This is a genomic window from Thauera sp. 63 (assembly GCF_000310165.2).
GTDB classification, from domain to species: Bacteria; Pseudomonadota; Gammaproteobacteria; order Burkholderiales; family Rhodocyclaceae; genus Thauera; species Thauera humireducens.
The window spans coordinates 37794-57537 of sequence record NZ_AMXC01000019.1 but is presented as its reverse complement, the minus strand read 5'-3'; the positions used below and the strand labels follow the sequence as shown (position 1 = coordinate 57537).

General features: G+C 66.9%; 15 protein-coding genes. 8 read left to right on the top strand and 7 right to left on the bottom strand.

Going from position 1 to position 19744, the window contains the following annotated elements; genetic code table 11:
* Positions 1-22 precede the first annotated feature (22 nt).
* A complete protein-coding gene (locus tag C664_RS14605) occupies positions 23-1942 on the top strand; it encodes an ATP-binding cassette domain-containing protein (protein WP_004262841.1) in 1920 nt (639 codons plus the stop codon).
* 6 nt (positions 1943-1948) lie between these two features.
* On the opposite strand, the gene C664_RS14600 is transcribed toward C664_RS14605, so the two are convergent.
* From C664_RS14600 to C664_RS14590, 3 genes are all read right to left on the bottom strand, one after another.
* Positions 1949-2851 carry a hypothetical protein gene (locus C664_RS14600; RefSeq protein WP_004262837.1) on the bottom strand — a complete coding sequence of 301 codons (903 nt, stop codon included), beginning with the start codon at positions 2849-2851 and terminating at the stop codon, positions 1949-1951.
* Between the two features lie 28 nt (positions 2852-2879).
* Entirely contained in the window at positions 2880-3455 is a 576-nt protein-coding gene (locus tag C664_RS14595; protein ID WP_004262833.1) for a LemA family protein, read from the bottom strand.
* A 94-nt stretch (positions 3456-3549) separates the two neighbouring features.
* On the bottom strand, positions 3550-4413 hold the full coding sequence (locus C664_RS14590; RefSeq protein WP_004262829.1) for an HDOD domain-containing protein: 864 nt from the start codon (positions 4411-4413) through the stop codon (positions 3550-3552).
* 162 nt (positions 4414-4575) lie between these two features.
* Between C664_RS14590 and C664_RS14585 the strand changes: the two genes are divergently transcribed.
* The 3 genes from C664_RS14585 (at position 4576) to C664_RS14575 (ending at position 8773) form a co-directional block, all read left to right on the top strand.
* A complete protein-coding gene (locus tag C664_RS14585; RefSeq protein ID WP_004262825.1) occupies positions 4576-5571 on the top strand; it encodes an oxidoreductase in 996 nt (331 codons plus the stop codon).
* Between the two features lie 12 nt (positions 5572-5583).
* Positions 5584-6783 carry a GGDEF domain-containing response regulator gene (locus C664_RS14580; RefSeq protein ID WP_004262821.1) on the top strand — a complete coding sequence of 400 codons (1200 nt, stop codon included), beginning with the start codon at positions 5584-5586 and terminating at the stop codon, positions 6781-6783.
* A gap of 97 nt (positions 6784-6880) precedes the next feature.
* Positions 6881-8773, top strand: coding sequence for a propionate--CoA ligase (locus C664_RS14575; RefSeq protein ID WP_004262817.1), 1893 nt, complete (start codon positions 6881-6883; stop codon positions 8771-8773).
* A 119-nt stretch (positions 8774-8892) separates the two neighbouring features.
* Here C664_RS14575 and C664_RS14570 read toward each other — a convergent pair whose 3' ends face one another.
* From C664_RS14570 to C664_RS14555, 4 genes are all read right to left on the bottom strand, one after another.
* Complete coding sequence (locus C664_RS14570; protein WP_004262813.1) at positions 8893-10695, bottom strand: SLC13 family permease; 1803 nt, start codon at positions 10693-10695, stop codon at positions 8893-8895.
* Between the two features lie 160 nt (positions 10696-10855).
* The gene (locus C664_RS14565; protein ID WP_004262810.1) at positions 10856-11185 is read right to left on the bottom strand and encodes a YMGG-like glycine zipper-containing protein; all 330 of its coding nucleotides are present in this window, start codon (positions 11183-11185) and stop codon (positions 10856-10858) included.
* 72 nt (positions 11186-11257) lie between these two features.
* On the bottom strand, positions 11258-13690 hold the full coding sequence (locus C664_RS14560; RefSeq protein WP_004262797.1) for a Lon protease family protein: 2433 nt from the start codon (positions 13688-13690) through the stop codon (positions 11258-11260).
* 69 nt (positions 13691-13759) lie between these two features.
* A complete protein-coding gene (locus C664_RS14555) occupies positions 13760-14977 on the bottom strand; it encodes a glycoside hydrolase family 2 TIM barrel-domain containing protein (RefSeq protein ID WP_004262794.1) in 1218 nt (405 codons plus the stop codon).
* 172 nt (positions 14978-15149) lie between these two features.
* Between C664_RS14555 and groES the strand changes: the two genes are divergently transcribed.
* The 4 genes from groES (at position 15150) to C664_RS14535 (ending at position 19665) form a co-directional block, all read left to right on the top strand.
* On the top strand, positions 15150-15440 hold the full coding sequence (gene groES / locus C664_RS14550; protein ID WP_004262792.1) for a co-chaperone GroES: 291 nt from the start codon (positions 15150-15152) through the stop codon (positions 15438-15440).
* Positions 15441-15492: 52 nt separating this feature from the next.
* The gene (gene groL / locus C664_RS14545; protein WP_004262789.1) at positions 15493-17142 is read left to right on the top strand and encodes a chaperonin GroEL; all 1650 of its coding nucleotides are present in this window, start codon (positions 15493-15495) and stop codon (positions 17140-17142) included.
* A 377-nt stretch (positions 17143-17519) separates the two neighbouring features.
* Positions 17520-18206 (top strand): response regulator transcription factor, encoded by a 687-nt coding sequence (locus tag C664_RS14540; RefSeq protein ID WP_004262786.1) that lies wholly within the window; start codon positions 17520-17522, stop codon positions 18204-18206.
* Positions 18181-19665: a sensor histidine kinase gene (locus C664_RS14535; protein WP_038011974.1), complete on the top strand. Its 1485-nt coding sequence runs from the start codon at positions 18181-18183 to the stop codon at positions 19663-19665. Before C664_RS14540 ends, C664_RS14535 begins: the two co-directional genes overlap by 26 nt.
* The last annotated feature ends 79 nt before the right edge of the window (positions 19666-19744 follow it).

The window sequence follows — 19744 nt, the reverse complement described above, 5'->3', positions numbered from 1 at the left end:
CCGACCTGGCCAACTCTTTCCCATGCCCCTGCTGTCCGTTGATAACGCCTGTCTCGCCTTCGGGCACGTCGATCTGCTCGACCACGTGGGTTTCCAGCTCGAGCCCGGCGAGCGCGTCGCCCTGATCGGGCGCAACGGTTCGGGCAAGTCCAGTCTGCTGCGTGCGCTGGCGGGGCAGGCGGTGCTGGATGATGGCACGATCTGGCGCCAGTCGGGCATGGTGACCGCGTACGTGCCGCAGGAGCCCGACTTCGATCTCGAGCGCGATGTCTTCGGCACCGTGGCCGATGGCCTCGGTGAGGCTGCGCAACTGCTGGTCGAATACCATGCGGCGATGCTCGCGGTGGCCGAGCAGGCCAGCGCCGAGGCCATGGCCCGCCTTGATGCATTGCAGCACGCGGTCGAGGCGGCCGAGGGCTGGCGCCTCAACCAGCGTGTCGAGCACATGCTGGCGCGTCTCGGACTCGATCCCGCGGCAAAGGTTTCGAGCCTGTCGGGCGGCGGCATCAAGCGCGTGGCCCTGGCGCGCGCGCTGGTGGCCGAACCCGACCTGCTGCTGCTGGACGAGCCCACCAACCACCTCGACCTCGATGGCATCCTGTGGCTCGAAGGGCTGATCCGCGAGTTCCGGGGGGCCGTCATCGTCATCACCCACGACCGCGTCTTCCTCGACAACGTGGCCACCCGCATCATCGAGCTCGATCGCGGCCATCTTGCCAGCTACCCGGGGCGGTTCTCGGACTACCAGCGGCGCAAGGCCGAGGAGCTCGAGGCCGAGGAAAAGGCGTCGGCGCGCTTCGACAAGTTTCTGGCGCAGGAAGAAGTGTGGATCCGCAAGGGCGTGGAAGCCCGCCGTACCCGCAACGAAGGCAGGGTGCGACGGCTCGAGGCCCTGCGGCGGGAGCGGGCGGCGCGGCGCGACCGGCTCGGCAACGTCAGTCTCGCGGTCGACCGCGGCGAGAAGAGCGGCCAGATGGTGGCCGAGCTGACCCACGTCTCCAAGCGCTACGGTGACCGCACGGTGGTGCGGGACTTCTCCACCCGCATCCTGCGCGGCGACCGCATCGGCTTCATCGGCCCCAATGGCGCGGGCAAGACCACGCTGCTCAAGCTCATCCTCGGCGACATCGAGCCCGACGAGGGTTCGGTGCGGCGCGGCACGCGCCAGAGCGTGGCCTATTTCGACCAGCTCCGTGCCCAGCTCGATCCGGAACTGCCGCTGACCGAAGTGATCAGCCCGGGCTCGGATTTCGTCGAGATCGGAGGCGAGAAGAAGCACGTCATCGGCTACCTCGGCGACTTCCTGTTCGCGCCGCAGCGCGCGCGCTCGCCAGTCAAGTCGCTGTCCGGTGGCGAGCGCAACCGCCTCTTGCTGGCGCGGCTGTTCGCGCGGCCGGCCAACGTGATGGTGCTGGACGAGCCGACCAACGACCTCGACATCGAGACCCTCGACCTGCTCGAGGAATTGCTGGCGGGCTACGACGGCACGCTGTTCCTCGTCAGCCATGACCGCGCCTTCCTCGACAACGTCGTCACCCAGGTCATCGCCGCCGAGGGCGACGGTGTCTGGGGCGAGTACGCCGGCGGCTATGGCGACTGGCAGCGCGTGCAGGCGGCGCGCGCCGAGGAGGCCGCTGCGCGCGAAAGTGCCCGGCGCAGCCCGGCGCCGGTCGACAAGCCGCGCGCTGCCGAGGCGAAGACGGCCCGCCCCGCCAAGATGTCCTTCAACGACAAGCGCGAGCTCGAGGCCCTGCCCGACCGCATCGCGGCGCTGGAGGCGGAGCAGGGCGCGCTGCATGCGCGCATGGCCGATCCGGCCCTCTACCAGCAGGCACCGCAGGAAGTCGCGCAGGTCAAGGCCCGGCTGGAGGCGCTGGAGGCCGAGATCGAGGCGGCCATGCTGCGCTGGGAAGAGCTGGAGGCGCGCGCTGCGGCGTCCTGAGCCGGATCAGATGATCCCGGTCTGGCTGAACCAGGCCAGGCCCGCGATGGCCGCGAGGAACAGCACGATGTGGAAGAGCGCGAGCCAGCGATAGCGGCGGGCGATGCGCCCGGGGTCGAAATCCGAGATCAGGTAGAGGCGGCCAGCGCTGGGCCGGCGCACGAGGTGCGCTTCGGGCGCCGCCATGGCCTCGTCGCGCCGGCGCTCGACTTCGCGCCTGGCCTGCTGGCGGGCGAGCTCCCATTCCTGCAGGTCCAGTTCGCCATTGCCGTCGAGATCGAAGCGTTCGAGCAGGCGCGGGTGGTCCTTCTTCCAACTCGCGAGCAGTTCGCGCACCTGCTCGCGAACGTTGAAGTCCGGGTCGATGCTGCCGATCGTGGTGAAGTCGCCGAGCACGTAGACCGTGTCGTTGCGGATCAGCGCATGCTGGGTGTAGCGGGTGTCGCCGCGCAGGGTGACGTCGCGTCGCCCCACCATCATCTCCGCGCCTTCGGGATCGACGGCACACGTGCCGCTGCCGTCCTCGAGCAGGAAGGACGTGTCGCTCTCGTCGGTCGAGACGCGATGCCACTTGCCGTCGCTGCGCTTGCGCTCGGTCACCACCCGGTACCACAGCACCGGCAGGCCATCGACCGGCGACAGCAGCGGGGTGCCGTCCAGCGCTTGCGCACGGCCGCGCAACTCCACATAGCCTTGTGCGGCCGAAGCGATCCGCGACGTGGGCGTGTCGTCGATCAGGCGGGCGTGGCGGATGGCGCGCAGCCAGCCGAAGAACCCGGTCGCCAGCAGGACCGCCAGTGCCGCGACGCTGCCCCAGCCGGTGTCGGCATGGACTGCGAGCGCAATCGCGGCGAACTGGATCAGCGGCAGGACGGTTTCGAGCCGCCGCTGCCTGAGGCGAACCAGCATGCGTGTCGGGCCCTGGCGCCGGTGTCGGTCAGGCGTTGAAGAGCGCCTTCAGGTCCACGTCGGCCTTCTCGGCCGTTGCGAATTGCAGCAGGGCCTGCGCGTCGAACCCGAACATGCGCGCGATGATGAGATCGGGGAATTGCTCGATGCGCACGTTGTGCACATTGACCGCCTCGTTGTACCACTCGCGCCGGTCGGCGATGCCGTTCTCGAGCGCGGTGATGCGGGTCTGCAGTTGCATGAAGTGCTCGTTGGCCTTGAGCTCCGGGTAGGCCTCGGCAACGGCGAAGATCTGCCCCAGCCCGGCGCGCAGCAGTCCTTCGGCAGCGCCCAGCGCGGACACATCATGCGCCTCGCGCGCCTGGGCGACGCGGGCGCGGGCCTCGGTGACGCGGGTCAGCGTGGATTCCTCGAACTGCTTGTACTGGCGGCAGACCTCGACCAGCTTGGGCAGCTCGTCGTGGCGCTGCTTGAGCAGCACGTCGATGTTGGCCCACGCCTTGGCGACGTTGTGCTTGAGGCTCACGAGGCCGTTGTAGACCAGCACGCCATAGGCCAGGGCCACTGCGGCCAGGCCGAGAATGATTGCAGCGGTGATGCTCATCGAATGGGCTCCGGATTTGAGAGCGACATGCTACACGGGCTCACGTTCCACGACTGTTGCATGGCGCACGCTGCGGCGTGCGTGCGGTAACGCTTCAGTCGGGTTCGGGGGGCGCCAGCAGCCGTGCGCGCGCTTCCTCGGGCGCGCCCAGCCGTGCGAGCAGGCTCTCGCGCGGCACGCGCAGCAGCGCTTCGAGGTCGGCAAGGTCGTCGGGCAGGCCGGCGTCGTCCCAGCCACGGGCAAGGTGGCGGGCGGTGCGTGTGGCGAGCAAGACGGTGCGCACGCGCGGGTCGTCCTTGAGCGAGGGATCGAGGAGTTGCACCAGCAGCGCCGGCAGGCGCCAGGCGCGAATGAGCTCGAGCTGGATCTCGGCGGCGGTGACGCCGAACACCTGGCGCTGCGCGTCCCCCGAGCGCAGCGTGCGGTCGGCCAGCTGCAAGGCATAGACGCGCTCGGTGAGCGTGGGGGCGAAGATCCAGCACACGATCTCGGTCGCTTCGTGCAGCGCGGCGGCAACGGTGATCTCCTGCACGTCGAGATCATGACGGGCGATCGCGAACTCGCGCGCGAGATCGGCCGCGCGCCGGGCGCGCGCGATGACGCGCAGCACCTTCAAGAGTGCCTGCGGCGAAGCCTTCAGCGCGTCCTCGACGGTGGGGAGCTGATCGAAGAGACGGAAGAACGGATCCACGCCCAGCATCATCACGGCGCGTTCGATCGTCGTGATGTCGTGGTTCTGCGACTGACGGCGATGGGTCTCGAGATGGGTCAGCAGCCGCATCGTCATCAGCGGGTCGCTGAGGACCACGGCCGCGATCTGGCGGCCCCCCACCCGGTCCATGTCGGCGCGCAGCGCGTCGAGCTCGCGCACGGTCCGCCGCAGCACCGGCAGCGGCTGGTGCGAGAAGTGGGCGACATAGTCGTCGACGGTCGGCAGGGGCGATACCAGCTGGCTCATGTTCAGCGACCTGAGTGGATGGGTTGCGCGGATTATCGTCCAAACGCGCGCGAACTGAAGCGGCCCGCAGCGACACCACGGGGCATACCGGGGATGTGGCTATAATCATGCTGAATCGCAGCACAAGCAACGAATGCGTCACGCCACGAGGAGATTGCCTGCATGAGCCCGTTCAAGGCCTACCTGATCGACCAGGACGAGAACAGGAAGCTCGTCAGCCGCATGGTGACGCTTGCGCCCGAACAGCTGGACGAGGGCGAGGTCACGATTCGCGTGCATTACTCGAGCATCAACTACAAGGATGCGCTGGCGGCGACGGGGGCGGGCAAGATCATCCGGCGCTTCCCGTGCGTGGGTGGCATCGACCTGTCGGGCGAGGTGGTCGACAGCACGGACGCGCGCTTCAAGGCGGGCGACAAGGTCATTGCGACCAGCTTCGACATCGGCGTGGCGCATCACGGCGGCTATGCAGAGTACGCACGCGTGCCCGCCGGCTGGGTGGTGCCACTGCCCGCGGGGCTGGACCTGTTCGAGGCAATGGCGCTGGGTACGGCGGGCTTTACCGCCGCGCTGGGCGTGGTGCGGATGGAAGACAACGGCCTTGCGCCCGCGAACGGTCCGGTCATCGTCACGGGCGCGACCGGTGGTGTTGGCGGTCTTGCCATCGACATGCTGTCGCAACTCGGTTACCACGTGGTCGCTCTTACCGGAAAGGCGTCCGAGGCCGACTATCTGCGCGAACTGGGTGCAGCCGAGATCAAGCTGCGCGCCGAGATCGACTTCGACAAGGTGCGCCCGCTCGAGGCTGCGCAGTGGGCCGGGGCGGTCGACAACGTGGGCGGGCAGATCCTGCACTGGGTGCTGGCGACGATGAAGCAGGCCGGCACGGTTGCGAGCATCGGCAACGCCGCCAGCTTCAACATCAACACCACGGTATTTCCCTTCATCCTGCGCGGGGTCAGCCTGCTCGGCATCGATTCCGGCTACATGGGTTTCCCCACCCGCCAGCGCGTGTGGGACCGTCTGGCCTCCGACCTCAAGCCGCGCCACCTTGCAAAGGTCACGCGTGTGATCGACTTCGATGCGTTGCCGGGCGCTTTTGATGATTTCGTCCAGGGTCGCGTCAAGGGCCGTACGGTCGTGCGGATTGGTGCCTGAGGTGTTCGGGAGATGTGGCCAGTGACGACTGAAGACGACAAGGTGGCCCGCGTACTCGTCGTGGACGATTCGCGCATGGTGCGCGCATCGATCATCAAGCATATCCGCGGGCGCTTTGACGCGCGTGAGGAGCCGGACGGGGAGGCGGGCTGGGAGGCCTTGCTGGTCGATCCGGCGATCGACCTTGTCGTCACCGACATCGGCATGCCGCGTCTGGATGGTTTCGGCCTGCTGCAGCGCATTCGCGAATCCAAGGTCGCGCGGGTACGCAACCTGCCTGTCGTGATCATCTCGGGTGACGAGGACGAGAACGCTCGCGAGCGCGCGCTCAAACTGGGCGCGAACGGCTTCATTCCCAAGGGCGTGGGCACCGTCGAACTGCTGGCGACGCTGGATTCCCTGGTGCGACTGGCCAAGACGCAGAACGAACTTGAGGAGAGCCGGGCCGCGCTGGCGCGGCAAAGCCCGCAGGATCCGGAGACCGGGCTCGTCACCGGTGGCTATCTGGAGCATCGCGGGGAGCAGGCGCTCGCGGAGTCGCGTCGCCGTGAAACCGACATCGCGGCACTCGTCATCGAACTCGATCAGTTCGATCAGCTGGTCGAGCGGTATGGCCTGCATGTGGTCGAGCTGATCGGCCGCAAGATCTCGAAGATCGTGACCGGGCGCATCCGCGCCGAGGACAGCCTGTCCAAGCATTCGCCCTCGCAGTTCGCGCTGTTGTCGCCCGGCATCGACATGTTGTCGAGCTGTGCGTTCGCGCTGCGGCTTCGCGCCAGCCTCGAGAAGCTGGTCATGGCCTACCGCGAGGAGCGCATTCGGATCACCGTCACGATCGGGGTGGCCAACTCCGCCGTTGACGGCAAGGGCAAGGTCAGTGAGTTGCTCGCCGCGGCGCGCGCGCGCTTGCAGCAGGGGCAGCGTGTGGGTGGCAACTGCGTGGTGTCCGACCGCGGCCTGGTCGACCAGGCGACGCTGGCTGGAAACACGACGCGGCTGTGCAGCATCGACGCCGCCCTGCGTCACCTGCGTGCCGGTACGACCAAGGAGGTGGAGGCCCGCTTGCCCGACATCGTCGGTACGCTGATGCCGCTACTCGAGTTGATAGAATCACGCCTGCACTGCGGGTTGCCGCTGGAGCAGCTCGAACAATACCAATATAAGCCGGAAACCGGCAGTGACGAGATGGATGGCACACAGACCACCATCTGAGTCGAAATGGCTGCGCGTGGCGCAGGCGCTTTCCCGGCGCAGCGTCTCGGGCAGCACGTCATTTGCAAGACAGGGAATCGAAAAGGGAGAGGAAGCAATGACCGATTACCAGCAGTTTCACCGCCGCTCGATCGAGGACCGTGACGGGTTCTGGGCCGAGCAGGCGCAGCTCGTGCACTGGAACACGCCCGCCGAACAGATCTGCGACTTCTCGAAGCCGCCTTTCGTGAAGTGGTTCAAGGGCGGTGAAACCAACCTCTGCTACAACGCAGTGGACCGCCATGCCGCCAAGCGCCCCAATGACCGTGCGCTGGTGTACATCTCGACCGAGACCAACGAGGAGAAGGTCTATTCCTTCGCCGAGCTGCAGCGCGAAGTCGAGCGCATGGCGGCGATCTATCAGGATCTCGGCGTCAAGCGCGGCGATCGCGTGCTGATCTACATGCCGATGATTGCCGAGGCCGCGTTCGCGATGCTGGCCTGCGCGCGCATCGGCGCCATCCACTCGGTGGTGTTCGGCGGCTTCGCCGCCGGCTCCCTCGCCACCCGCATCGACGACGCCAAGCCGGTGCTGATGGTCAGCTCGGACGCCGGCATGCGCAACGGCAAGCCGGTGCCGTACAAGCACCTGGTGGACGAAGCCTGCAAGCTCGCCGAATTCCCGCCCGCCAAGGTGCTGATCGTCGATCGCGGCCTGGACAAGGGCTTCCCGCGTGTCGAAGGCCGTGACGTCGATTACGCCGAGCTGCGTGCCAAGCACATGGGCGCGAAGGTGCCGGTCGAGTGGCTGGAGTCCTCCGAGCCGAGCTACATCCTCTACACCTCCGGCACCACCGGCAAGCCCAAGGGTGTGCAGCGCGACACCGGCGGCTACACCGTGGCCCTGGCGGCGTCGATGAAGCACATCTTTACCGGTGGCGAAGGCGAGACCATGTTCTCGACCTCAGACATCGGCTGGGTGGTCGGGCACAGCTACATCATCTACGGGCCGCTGATCGCCGGCATGGCCACGATCATGTATGAAGGCACGCCGCTGCGCCCGGATGCCGGCATCTGGTGGCAGATCGTCGAGAAGTACAAGGTCAGCGTGATGTTCTCTGCGCCGACCGCGGTGCGCGTGCTGAAGAAGCAGGACCCGGCCTTCCTCAAGAAGTACGACCTGTCCTCGCTCAAGCACCTGTTCCTGGCCGGCGAGCCGTTGGACGAGACCTCGCACCAGTGGATCATGAGCGAGCTGGGCATCCCGGTGATCGACAACTACTGGCAGACCGAGACCGGCTGGCCGATGCTCGCCATCTGCCGCGGTGTCGAGGACAGCCCGATCAAGCTCGGTTCGCCCGCCTTCCCGGTCTATGGCTACGACCTGCGCATCTTCCGCGAGGACGGCACCGAGTGCGGCGCCAACGAGAAGGGCATTGTCGGCATCATGCCGCCGCTGCCGCCGGGCTGCCTGTCGACCGTGTGGGGCCAGGACGAGCGCTTCGTCAGCACCTATTTCAGCCTGTTCACCGAGCCGGTCGTCTATTCGTCGTCCGACTGGGGCATCAAGGACGAGAAGGGCTACCACACCATCCTCGGCCGCATGGACGACGTGATCAACGTCGCCGGCCACCGTCTCGGGACCCGCGAGATCGAGGAAGCGGTGCAGACCCACCCGGCGATCGCCGAAGTGGCCGTGGTGGGCGTGGCCGACGAGCTCAAGGGCCAGATGCCGATGGCCTTCGCGGTGGTCAAGAATGCCGCCGATGTCGACACCGCCGAGAAGCGTGCCGCGCTCGAGAAGGAGGTGATGAAGAAGGTCGACGAAAGCCTGGGGGCGATCGCCCGTCCGGCCCGCGTGCACTTCATCAACGGGCTGCCCAAGACGCGCTCGGGCAAGATGCTGCGGCGCTCGATCCAGGCGCTGGCCGAGGGCCGCGATGCCGGCGACCTGACCACGATCGACGATCCGAGCACGCTGGAGCAGATCAAGTCGGTGCTGAAGGGCTGATCGCAGGCGGGCGCCAGCTCTGGCTGGCGCCTTGCGCGACGGGCATCAGATGAAGACGGGGGCACATGTGCCCCCGTCTTGTTTTTCGAGCGCCGGGTTGCCGCCGTCGCGTGCCGGTCTCAGGGCTGGAACGGCCAGAACAGCGGAATCAGGACGCTGCACAGCAGCCAGGTGATGATGTTCATCGGTACGCCGAGGCGTGCGAAGTCGCTGAAGCGGTAGTTGCCGGCGCTATAGACGAGCGTATTGGTCTGGTAGCCGATCGGCGTGGCGAAGCTGCAGCTGGCGGCAAACATGACGCCGACGACGAAAGGGCGCGGATCGACCCCCATGTGCTGGGCGAGGCCGATCACGACCGGTGTGAACAGCACCGCGATCGCGTTGTTGCTGAGGGCCTCGGTGGCGAGCGAGGTGATCAGGATCACCAGCGACAGCATCATCCACGGCGACAGGCCGTCGCCAAGGCTTGCGAGCTGCCCGGCGAGCAGGATGTCCAGCCCCGAATTGCGCATGCCGACGCTGATCGCGAGCATCGCGAAGATCAGGGTCAGGATCGGCCACTCGATCGACTTGTAGGCCTCGTCGCTGGTAATGCAGCCGGTGACGATGACGGCGACGGCGCCGATCAGTGCCAGTCCTTCGATCGGCATCAGGTCGAGGGCGGCAAGCAGCATCACGCCCACGATGGTGCCGAGCGCGACGGGCGCCTTGTGGCGCCGGCTGGTGAGCTGGCGCCCCTCGGTGATCGCGAACAGGTCGCCGTTGTCGCAGAAGCGCTTGATCTGCGCCGGCGTGCCCTCGACCAGCAGCACGTCGCCGCCCAGCAACTGGAAGTCGTCGCCGATCTGCGAGAAGGACGCGTCCCGCCGATGTACCGCGATCAGGTGAATGCCGTAGCGTGCGAGCAGGTCGAGGTCGCAGATCGGCCGCTGGATGTAGCGCGAGGTCTGGCCGACGATCGCCTCCACCATGACGACGTCGCGCCGCCGGAGGGTCTCGAGTTCGTGCGGGTCGGTGCCGGGCTGGGCCTGCAGGCCGACGAGGTCGGTGCTGCGCAGTTCCATCATTGCCTTGCTGCGGCTGCGCACGACGATGCGGTCGCCGACCTCGATCCGGGTCGCGGGATCGGGCGAGTGAAGCTCGGTTTCGCCGCGCACCAGGTTCAGCACCTGGATGGTGCCATTGCTCAGGCGGGCCTCGCGCAGCGACTTGCCGGGCAGGTGCGAGCCTTCGGGCACGAACAGCTCGGTCATGAACCAGCGGTCGCCGCTGCCGGTGAACTGCTGGGTCAGCGTCTCGCGCACCGGCAGCAGGCGCGGCGCGAAGATGAGCATGAAGGCACTGCTGACCAAGGCCATCAACATGGCCGGCAGGCTGATCTCGAACATCGTGAACGGCGTGAGGCCCTGGGCGCGGGCAACGCCGTCGACGAGGATGTTGGTCGAGGTGCCGACCAGGGTCACCAGGCCGCCCATGATCGTGGCGTAGGAGAGCGGGATCAGCAGGCGCGAGGGCGCAAGGCCGTTGCGGCTGGCGACGGCGATGACGGCCGGGATCATCACCATCACGACCGGCGTGTTGTTGATGAAGGGCGAGACGAGCAGGCTGGTGGCGATCAGTGCAAACAACAGCTTGCGTTCGCTGCCGCCCGCGGCCGCGGACAGCCATTCGCCCAGGGTGTCTACGCAGCCGGTGCGCGACAGTGCGCCGCTGATGATGAACAGGCAGGCAATGGTGATGGGGGCGCTGTTGCCGAATACGCCCACGACGTCACGGGCGCTGAGCACACCGCCTGCCAGCAACACGGCGACGGCCGCCATCGCCGCAACGTCGGGCTTGAGCCATTCGCGCACGAAGGTGACGAACAGCACGACGAGGACGAGGCCGACGAAAGGCGCGGCGAGGGTTTCCGGCAGGAGCATGGTGGCGGTAAGGCACGACAGAGCGCCGAAGCTTACCGCCAGGCTTATGACTGTTTTAGATTAAAAAGTGGATTGCTTATTCATTCGAGTGCAATGCGCCACCCGTTTCGGCTGACTCGGCAAATGAGCGCGACGACGGCGAATCGACGCGGAAAGGGGCTCAGCAGTGCCCTTTCTTGGCCTGTCCCGGCGGGCAGAAGTGGCCGCGATTCGGAGCGTGGCGGCGGTCCTCGTAATAACGGCGCTCTTCGTGTCGCACTGGCTCGCGTACGCGGCGCTCTTCATTGTCGTAGCCGACCGCAGCACCCACGCCGCCGCCTACGGCACCGCCAATGATGGCGCCTTCGCGTCCGCCAATCGCCTCGCCGATCACGGCGCCGGCGCCACCACCGATCGCGCCGCCGAGCGCGGTCGAACCGCCGGCCTGGGCCGTGCCGGCGATCAGGAGCGAGAAAAGGGCTGGCAGCAGGGGCTTGAGGCGGGTGAGCATGGCGATTCCAATCAGGTTGTGATGATGCGTGGATGTTACTGGGCGCGTGACCGGGCTGTCGATTGCCCGGTGTCAGGAAATGTTGCGTTTGTCACTGCGGCGGCCTGCGAGCGATGCGTTGAATTCGCGTCGCAACTGCGCAAGCTTCTTCAGGCCCCCGGCCACGCGGCCATTGACCGAATCCTCGGGTTCCATCCGGCCGTTCGCGTCCGGCGCGCCAGCGGGCAGGCCAGTCAGGCGTTCCAGCGCCTCATCCACGTCGGTCACGGCCCAGATCCGGAAGCGGCCGTCGCGCACGGCGACGACGACGTCCTCTCGCAGCATCCGGTGGCACACGTTGGCGTGCGGAATCAGCACGCCCTGCTCGCCGGTCAGGCCGCGCGCCGCGCACAGGTCGAAGAAGCCTTCGATCTTCTCGTTGATGCCGCCCACCGGTTGCACGATACCGAACTGGTTGATTGATCCGGTGACGGCGATCGACTGACGGACCGGCACGCCGGCCAGTGCCGACAGCAGTGCGGCGAGTTCGGCCAGCGAGGCGCTGTCGCCCTCGATGCCGCCGTAGGATTGCTCGAACACCAGGCTCGCCTTGAGCGACAGCGGCAGGGTCATGCCGAAACGCGAGGCGACGAAGGACGACAGGATCAACACGCCCTTGGCGTGGATCGGGCCGCCAAGCTTGACCTCGCGCTCGATGTCGATCACTTCGCCTTCGCCCACGCGCACCGTGGCCGTGATGCGCACCGGATGGGCGAAGCTGTCTTCGCCCAGCGGTATCACCGCCAGGCCATTGACCTGGCCGACGTGCTCGCCGTCGGTGTCGACCAGCAGTTGGCCGCGCTGGATCTCCTGCTGGTAGTGCAGGCGGATGCGCTCGTGGCGCTGGCGGTGTGCGGTGAGGGCGGCCTCCACGTGTTCGCGCTCGATCTGCGGGCTGCCCGCCGCGGTGGCGAAATGCGCCGCTTCGCGCAGGCGGTCGTCGAGGGCCTGGGTGCGCGCGCTCAGGCGCTCGGCGTCGCCCGCCTGGCGCGCGGCATCGTCGATCAGCCGCGCCACGGCGGCGGCCGACAGCGGGGGCAGGGCCTCGTGCCGGGCGCGGCCGGCGATCAGGCGCGCATAGGCTGCGGTGTTCTCCTGCGTGCGCACGATCTCGCTTTCCATGTCGGCATTGATGCGGAACAGTGGCGCGAACTCCGGATCGTACTGGGTGAGCAGGTAGTAGATCAGGCGCTCGCCGATCAGGATGACCTTCAGGTCCAGCGGCAGCGGTTCGGGCTCCAGTTGCACCGAGCCGGTGACGCCGATCAGCTCGGACAGGGACTCGATGCGCAGCCGCCCCGACTTCAGCGCGCGCTTCAGGCCTTCCCAGGCGAAGGGCTGGGACAGCAGCTTGACGGCGTCCACCACCAGGAAGCCGCCGTTGGCGCGGTGCAGGGCGCCGGCCCTGATCAGCGTGAAGTTGCTGACCAGCGTGCCCATGTGCACGAGGTGGTCGATGCGGCCGACGAGGTTCTGCAAGGTCGGATGGTCCTCGCACACGACCGGTCGCGTGCCGTCGGCGGGGTTCTCGACGAGCAGGTTCACCAGATAGCGCTGCACGGTGATCGTGCCGGAGTAGGTGACGGTGTCCGCATCCTCGTCGGCGTGCGGGGCGGCGTGGAGCGACTCGCCGCTGGCGATGATGTCCTGCAGGACCGCGTCGAGGTGGGCGCTGACCTCGGGGAGGTCGGCATAGGCGGGTTTGAGCTCCTCGATCATGTGCCGCACCGTCACGCCGAGCGCGTCGCGTCCGGCGTCGCGGATGCGGTTCTGCAGCTCCCGCCGCCAGCGCGGGAAGTCACCGCCCATCAGGCGATGCATGCGTTCGTGCAGCAGCTTGATGTTGTCGCCCAGTTCCTTCTGCCGCGCCTCGGGCAGTTTCTCGAACTCATCCTGCGACAGCGTGCTCTCGGCGTCCTTCATCGGAAGGAAAGCGAAGCCGTGCGGCGTGCGCAGCAGGGCAATGCCGAGTTTCTGCGCTTCGTCGCCGAGTGTGCGCAGGGCGGCCTCCTCGCGCTGCTTGGCGTCTTCCTGCAAGGCCTCGATGCGGTTGCGGTAGTCGTCGCTCTCGAACACCGCGCCGATCGCAGGCATCAGTTCTTCGACGAAGCGCTCCATGTCGCTGCGAAAGCCCGCGCCGCGCCCACAGGGCAGGCGCAGCAGTCGCGGCTGCGAGGCCTGGGCGAAGTTCCAGACATAGCACCAGTCCGCCGGCGGCGCGCCGCGATGGCGTTCGTTCTCCAGCAGACGGGCGACGATGTCGTGCCGCCCGCTGCCCGTGTCGCCGAGTACGAAGAGGTTGTAGCCGGGGCCTTCGATGTCCAGCCCGAGCCGGATCGCACCGATCGCGCGGGCATGGATGAAGCCGACGTCGGCGTCGTCGATCTCGGCGGTGGATGAGAAGCCGAGGGGAGAAGGGTCGCAAACGGTACGGAGGCGTTCCGGCGGCAGCGGGGCGACGTGCATCGGCAGGACCTTGCTGTTCTTCTTGCGCCATCATAGACCGCGCGGGGCGAGGCGGGATGCAACGCGTGTTCAGCGCACCAGGAAGGGCAGGTTGGCGGTAGCCGCCTTGCCGTGACGGTCGCGCACGGTGATGAACAGGCGGTAAGGGCCTGACCGTGCGGGAGCGATGAAGCGAACGCTGGCAGCATCCTCATGCAGCACGCGGACGTTGGCGGCATCAGGTGGCGTTTCGGCATCGCCACCCTTGCGCAGGTCGGTGGCTTCGGCGAGCACCTGCCATTCGGTGCGCAGGGGCGTGCCGTCGGAGGCGGCTGCGTCGATGCCGGCCGATACCTCCGCCCCCGGCGCGAAGACGTCGGCGGCGATGCCGATGCCGCGCACGACCGGCGCCGGCGTGCCGGGCTGCCCGCCCCAGGCGGTGGTCACCGCGTCGCTCATCGCCGTGGCACTGCCGTCGGCCAGCAGTAGTCCGTGCCAGGTGCCCGTCTGTTCCTGCTTCGCACCCCACAGGAAGGGGAATGCACCGCGAATCTGAGGGTGCGTCTTCAGGAAGGCCAGGGCGTCCACGAAGAAGCGCGCCTTCTCGGTGCTGGTCAGTTCGACTGGCGCGCCCCAGGGCTTGCGCCCGGCCTGCCACTGGCCGAGGGGGCCCAGTTCGGCGACCACCACCGGTTTCGTGATGCCGGCGGCGCGCAGCCGCTGCGGCAGGTCGAACACCGCGCCGGCATAGACATTGATGCCGAGCAGGTCCACGTTCGGGCAGCACCCGGCAAGGGCGCGGAAGGCGTCCATGCCGGTGTCGGCGACCACCATCATCGTCGGATGGGCCGGATCGACCCGCCGGACGAGGCCGGCGAGGCGGTCGACCTCGCGCCACAGCGGCATCGGGTCGGTCACGCCGGTCTCCACCTCGTTCCCAACGCCCCACGCGAGCAGGGCGGGGTGGTGACGATGGCGCGCGACGAAGTCGAGCACGGCCGCCTCCTGTCGCCTCACCGCGGCCGGGTCGTCGTAGCGGAAGCCGTGGCGCGGGTGTTCCAGCCACAAGCCCATCACCACCTTCATGCCGAGCCGCTGGGCTTCGTCGAGCACCCATGCGTCGGCCTGCCGATAGACGCGAACGACCTCGGCCCCCGCCGCCGCCAGGCGCGCCAGGCTGTCCCGATCGCCTTCGAACGCGGCGCCCTGCCACGGTGTGCCGCTGGCCGTTGCGCACGGGCTCAGCAGGGTTACGCCCAGTGACAGCAGCCCGAGCAGATGACCTGAAAACTTTTTAGTTCGAAGCACCCTTGAAATCCCCCCAACCCGTCCCTATTATTAGCACTCGTTGGCAGTGAGTGCTAACAAGCTTCGTGCGATAGCGATATCGCCGCGCAGAAGCAGACTGCGAATTTATCCGCGGGCCCGGCCCGCAACTCAATCAACCCAAACAGTTGAACCGTAGATAGGAGAGAACTCGATGAAGATTCGTCCCCTGCACGATCGCGTGATCGTCAAGCGTCTGGAAGCCGAACGCAAGACCGCCAGCGGCATCGTGATCCCGGACAGCGCCGGCGAGAAGCCCGATCAGGGCGAAGTGCTGGCCGTCGGCAACGGCAAGATCCTGGACGACGGCAAGGTGCGTCCGATGGCCGTCAAGGTGGGCGACAAGGTGCTGTTCGGCAAGTATGCCGGCCAGGCCGTCAAGGTCGAAGGCGAAGAGCTCCTCGTGATGCGCGAGGAAGACATCATGGGTGTGGTCGAGGCCTGAGCCTCCGCCAATCCCTGAAACGCTAACCGAAACATTTACGGAGTTCTGAAGAATGGCAGCTAAAGAAGTCAAGTTTGGTGATTCCGCCCGCGAACGCATGGTCGCCGGCATCAACATCCTCGCCAACGCAGTCAAGGTGACCCTGGGCCCGAAGGGCCGCAACGTGGTGCTGGAGCGCTCGTTCGGCGCCCCGACCGTGACCAAGGATGGTGTCTCCGTCGCCAAGGAAATCGAACTGAAGGACAAGTTCGAGAACATGGGCGCGCAGATGGTCAAGGAAGTCGCTTCCAAGACCTCGGACATCGCCGGTGACGGCACCACCACCGCCACCGTGCTGGCCCAGTCGATCGTGCGCGAAGGCATGAAGTTCGTCGCCGCCGGCATGAACCCGATGGACCTGAAGCGCGGCATCGACAAGGCCGTCATCGCCACCATCGACGAGCTGAAGAAGCTGTCGAAGCCCTGCTCGACCAACAAGGAAATCGCCCAGGTCGGCTCGATCTCGGCCAACTCCGACAGCGACATTGGCGACATCATCGCTAACGCGATGGACAAGGTCGGCAAGGAAGGCGTCATCACCGTCGAAGACGGCAAGTCGCTGCAGAACGAACTCGACGTCGTCGAAGGCATGCAGTTCGACCGCGGCTACCTGTCGCCCTACTTCATCAACAACCCGGACAAGCAGGTTGCGATCCTCGACAACCCCTTCGTCCTGCTGTTCGACAAGAAGATCTCGAACATCCGTGACCTGCTGCCGGTGCTGGAGCAAGTCGCCAAGGCCGGCCGTCCGCTGCTGATCATCGCCGAAGACGTCGAAGGCGAAGCCCTGGCCACCCTGGTGGTGAACAACATCCGCGGCATCCTGAAGACCTGCGCCGTCAAGGCCCCGGGCTTCGGCGACCGTCGCAAGGCCATGCTGGAAGACATCGCCATCCTGACCGGCGGCCAGGTCATCGCCGAGGAAGTCGGCCTGACGCTGGAGAAGGCCACCCTGGAAGATCTGGGCCAGGCCAAGCGCATCGAAGTCGGCAAGGAAAACACCATCATCATCGACGGTGCTGGCCAGGCCGAGCGCATCGAAGCCCGCGTCAAGCAGATCCGCGTGCAGATCGAGGAAGCGACCTCCGATTACGACCGCGAGAAGCTGCAGGAACGCGTGGCCAAGCTGGCCGGCGGCGTGGCCGTGATCAAGGTCGGTGCCGCGACCGAAGTCGAAATGAAGGAAAAGAAGGCCCGCGTCGAAGACGCCCTGCACGCCACCCGCGCTGCAGTGGAAGAGGGCATCGTCCCGGGCGGCGGTGTTGCGCTGCTGCGTGCCCGCGCCAACCTGGGCGGCCTGAAGGGCGACAACCACGACCAGGACGCCGGCATCAAGATCGTGCTGCGCGCCATGGAGCAGCCGCTGCGCGAGATCGTCGCCAACGCCGGTGACGAAGCCTCGGTGGTGGTCAACAAGGTCGTCGAGGGTTCGGGCAACTTCGGCTACAACGCTGCGACCGGCGAGTACGGCGACATGGTCGAGATGGGCGTGCTGGACCCGACCAAGGTCACCCGCACCGCGCTGCAGAACGCCGCGTCCGTCGCCGGCCTGATGCTCACCACCGACTGCATGGTCGGCGAGCTCGCCGAAGACAAGCCGGCCGGCGGCATGCCGGGCATGGGCGGCATGGGTGGTATGGGCGGCATGGACATGGGCATGTAATGCCCGGTCCGCAGCCCCGGTTCATCGGGGCTGCACTGGCTTCAAGACAAAAGCCTCGCGCAAGCGGGGCTTTTGTCGTTTACGCGACGCGTGTTGGTCCTCGGTGGGCCGCGCGCAGCGATCACGGAAGGCTGCGCAAACCGTGGGATAATCTTCGGAACTTGGGACGATCGACGACCTCGCCCGGCACGTGATCTGCGCAGGGAAAGAGGCAAGGGCGGTCGGAGAAAAGTCGGCAGGGAGCGGCGACGGCTTGAGCAGGCCGCTCCCTGAAGCGCGCAAGCCGTGCTGGCGCGCTTCCGATGACCGAGCAAAAGGAGAACAGCGGGACCGATGCTAGGCGCGACCGCTTACACGTAACTTACATCCGGAATTTCATGCGCATTCTTCTCGCCGAAGATGACCCAGTGATCGCCGACGGCATTGGTCGTGCCCTCAAGCGCAGCGGATATGCGGTAGATCACGTGGATAACGGCGTCGAGGCCGATGCGGCGCTGGCCTCGCAGCCTTACGATCTGCTCATTCTCGACCTCGGCATGCCGCGCCTGGGGGGCATCGAGGTGCTCAAGCGGCTGCGCGCGCGCAAGTCGGCGCTGCCGGTGCTGATCCTGACTGCGCAGGACGGCGTCGATGACCGGGTGCGAGGTCTCGATGCCGGGGCCGACGACTACATGACCAAGCCCTTTGCGCTGCCGGAGCTCGAGGCGCGGGTGCGGGCGCTGACGCGCCGCGGCACCGGGCAGGCGCGTTGCCTGGAGCTGGGACGGCTGTCCTACGACCAGGCTGACCGCGTGGTGAAGGTGGATGGACAGGTGCTGGAGCTGTCCGCGCGTGAGATCGGGCTGCTGGAGGTCTTCCTGCTGCGTGTCGGGCGCCTCGTCAGCAAGGATCAGTTGGTGGACCATCTGTGCGGATGGGGCGAAGAGGTCTCGAGCAATGCCATCGAGGTGTATGTCCATCGCCTGCGCAAGAAGCTGGAGGCCAGTGGGGTGCGGATCGTGACCGTTCGCGGGCTGGGGTACTGCCTGGAAAACTCGGATGCGGTCCCGGCGACGAAAGCCTGAGAAGGTGGCGCCCGGCGCCAGGCGCACCGGGCCGCCGAATTCGCTCTTCGGCGAGATCCTCGACTGGATGCTCGCGCCGCTGCTGTTCCTGTGGCCGATCTCGATCATCGTCACCCACAACGTCGCCGACAACATCGCGAACCAGCCTTACGATCTTGCACTGGCCGACAGCGTGCGTGCGCTTTCGCGCCTGGTGACGCTCGCCGACGGCCAGGTCGTCGTGCATTTCCCGGCACCGCCGCGGGCGCTGTTCCGTGCCGACCAGGACGACGTGCTGTACTTTCAGGTGGCGGACGAGCAGGGCGTGACACTGACTGGCGACCCGGAGATTCCGCGACCGCAGCAGTTGGTCAGTCCGGTGGGCGAGGAGGTGCTGTTCCGCGACGAGATCATCCACGGTGAGGAGACGCGTGTTGCCTATCGTCTGCTGCGTCCGGGTGAGGGTGACGCATCGCCCCTGGTGCTGGTGCAGGTGGCCGAAACGCGCAACAAGCGCAGCGACCTCGCGTCGCGCGTCGTGACCGGGGTGTTGCTGCCGCAGTTCGCGATCATCCCGCTTGCGGTGGTGCTGGTATGGGTGGGCCTGTCGCGCGGCATCGCGCCGCTGAACCGCTTGCAGAGCCTGATCCGCCGCCGGCGTCCGACCGATCTGTCGCCCGTCCCGCCGGCCAGCGTGCCCGAGGAGGTGCGTCCGCTGATCATCGCCTTCAACGACATGATGGCGCGGCTGGAGGAGAACCTCCAGGCGCAGCAGCGCTTCATCGCCGACGCCGCGCACCAGATGCGCACGCCGCTGACCGGCCTGAAGATGCAGACCGATCTTGCGCTGCATGAGACCGATCCCGAGCAGTTGCGGCAGTCGCTTGCCCATATTGCCGAGAGCACGGACCGTGCCGCCCACCTCATCAACCAGTTGCTGTCACTGGCGCGGGCCGAGGCGAGCTTTGAAAAGCTGTACGCGGTCGAGCCGGTGGATCTGGGTGCGGTGGTGCGCGAGGTGGCGCTGGAGTTGTTCCCACGCGCGCAGACCAAGAGCATCGATCTCGGCGCGGAGGGCGGCGAAGGCGAACTGCTCGTCGAAGGCAATGCGGTGCTGTTGCGCGAACTGGTGAAGAACCTGGTGGACAACGCGATCAAATACACGCCGCGCGGTGGCCATGTCACCGTACGCACGCGCTTCGCAGGTTCTCCGGTGCTGGAGATCGAGGACTCCGGTCTCGGGATTCCGGATGCCGACCGCGAGCGCGTGTTCGAACGCTTCTACCGTGTGCTCGGCAGCGGTGTGGACGGGTCTGGGCTCGGCTTGCCGATCGTGCGCGAGATTGCGGAGTTGCACCGCGCGACCGTCACGTTGGATGCCAACCCGGCGGGGCAGGGCACCCTGGCGCGCGTGGTGTTCCCGCGCTCCCATCTGCAGCTGCCGCCGGCGGTGCAGGGCGATGTCTATCCCCTGGGTTGATGCGTTCAGCTGGCGTTAAGATTGCGTTAAGTATTTGTTATTAAAAGATATTTTTATGAGCACGTAAGCCGAATGTAAG

Excerpts from the sequence above, each read along its gene's own strand:
- C664_RS14605 (WP_004262841.1), top strand. The coding sequence starts at position 23 with ATGCCCCTGCTGTCCGTTGATAACGCCTGTCTCGCCTTCGGGCACGTC.
- C664_RS14535 (WP_038011974.1), top strand. The coding sequence starts at position 18,181 with ATGCGGTCCCGGCGACGAAAGCCTGAGAAGGTGGCGCCCGGCGCCAGG.
- groL (WP_004262789.1), top strand. The coding sequence starts at position 15,493 with ATGGCAGCTAAAGAAGTCAAGTTTGGTGATTCCGCCCGCGAACGCATG.
- C664_RS14590 (WP_004262829.1), bottom strand. The coding sequence starts at position 4,413 with ATGAGCCAGCTGGTATCGCCCCTGCCGACCGTCGACGACTATGTCGCC.
- C664_RS14585 (WP_004262825.1), top strand. The coding sequence starts at position 4,576 with ATGAGCCCGTTCAAGGCCTACCTGATCGACCAGGACGAGAACAGGAAG.
- C664_RS14570 (WP_004262813.1), bottom strand. The coding sequence starts at position 10,695 with ATGCTCCTGCCGGAAACCCTCGCCGCGCCTTTCGTCGGCCTCGTCCTC.
- C664_RS14560 (WP_004262797.1), bottom strand. The coding sequence starts at position 13,690 with ATGCACGTCGCCCCGCTGCCGCCGGAACGCCTCCGTACCGTTTGCGAC.
- C664_RS14575 (WP_004262817.1), top strand. The coding sequence starts at position 6,881 with ATGACCGATTACCAGCAGTTTCACCGCCGCTCGATCGAGGACCGTGAC.
- C664_RS14595 (WP_004262833.1), bottom strand. The coding sequence starts at position 3,455 with ATGAGCATCACCGCTGCAATCATTCTCGGCCTGGCCGCAGTGGCCCTG.
- C664_RS14600 (WP_004262837.1), bottom strand. The coding sequence starts at position 2,851 with ATGCTGGTTCGCCTCAGGCAGCGGCGGCTCGAAACCGTCCTGCCGCTG.
- C664_RS14565 (WP_004262810.1), bottom strand. The coding sequence starts at position 11,185 with ATGCTCACCCGCCTCAAGCCCCTGCTGCCAGCCCTTTTCTCGCTCCTG.
- groES (WP_004262792.1), top strand. The coding sequence starts at position 15,150 with ATGAAGATTCGTCCCCTGCACGATCGCGTGATCGTCAAGCGTCTGGAA.
- C664_RS14540 (WP_004262786.1), top strand. The coding sequence starts at position 17,520 with ATGCGCATTCTTCTCGCCGAAGATGACCCAGTGATCGCCGACGGCATT.
- C664_RS14580 (WP_004262821.1), top strand. The coding sequence starts at position 5,584 with ATGTGGCCAGTGACGACTGAAGACGACAAGGTGGCCCGCGTACTCGTC.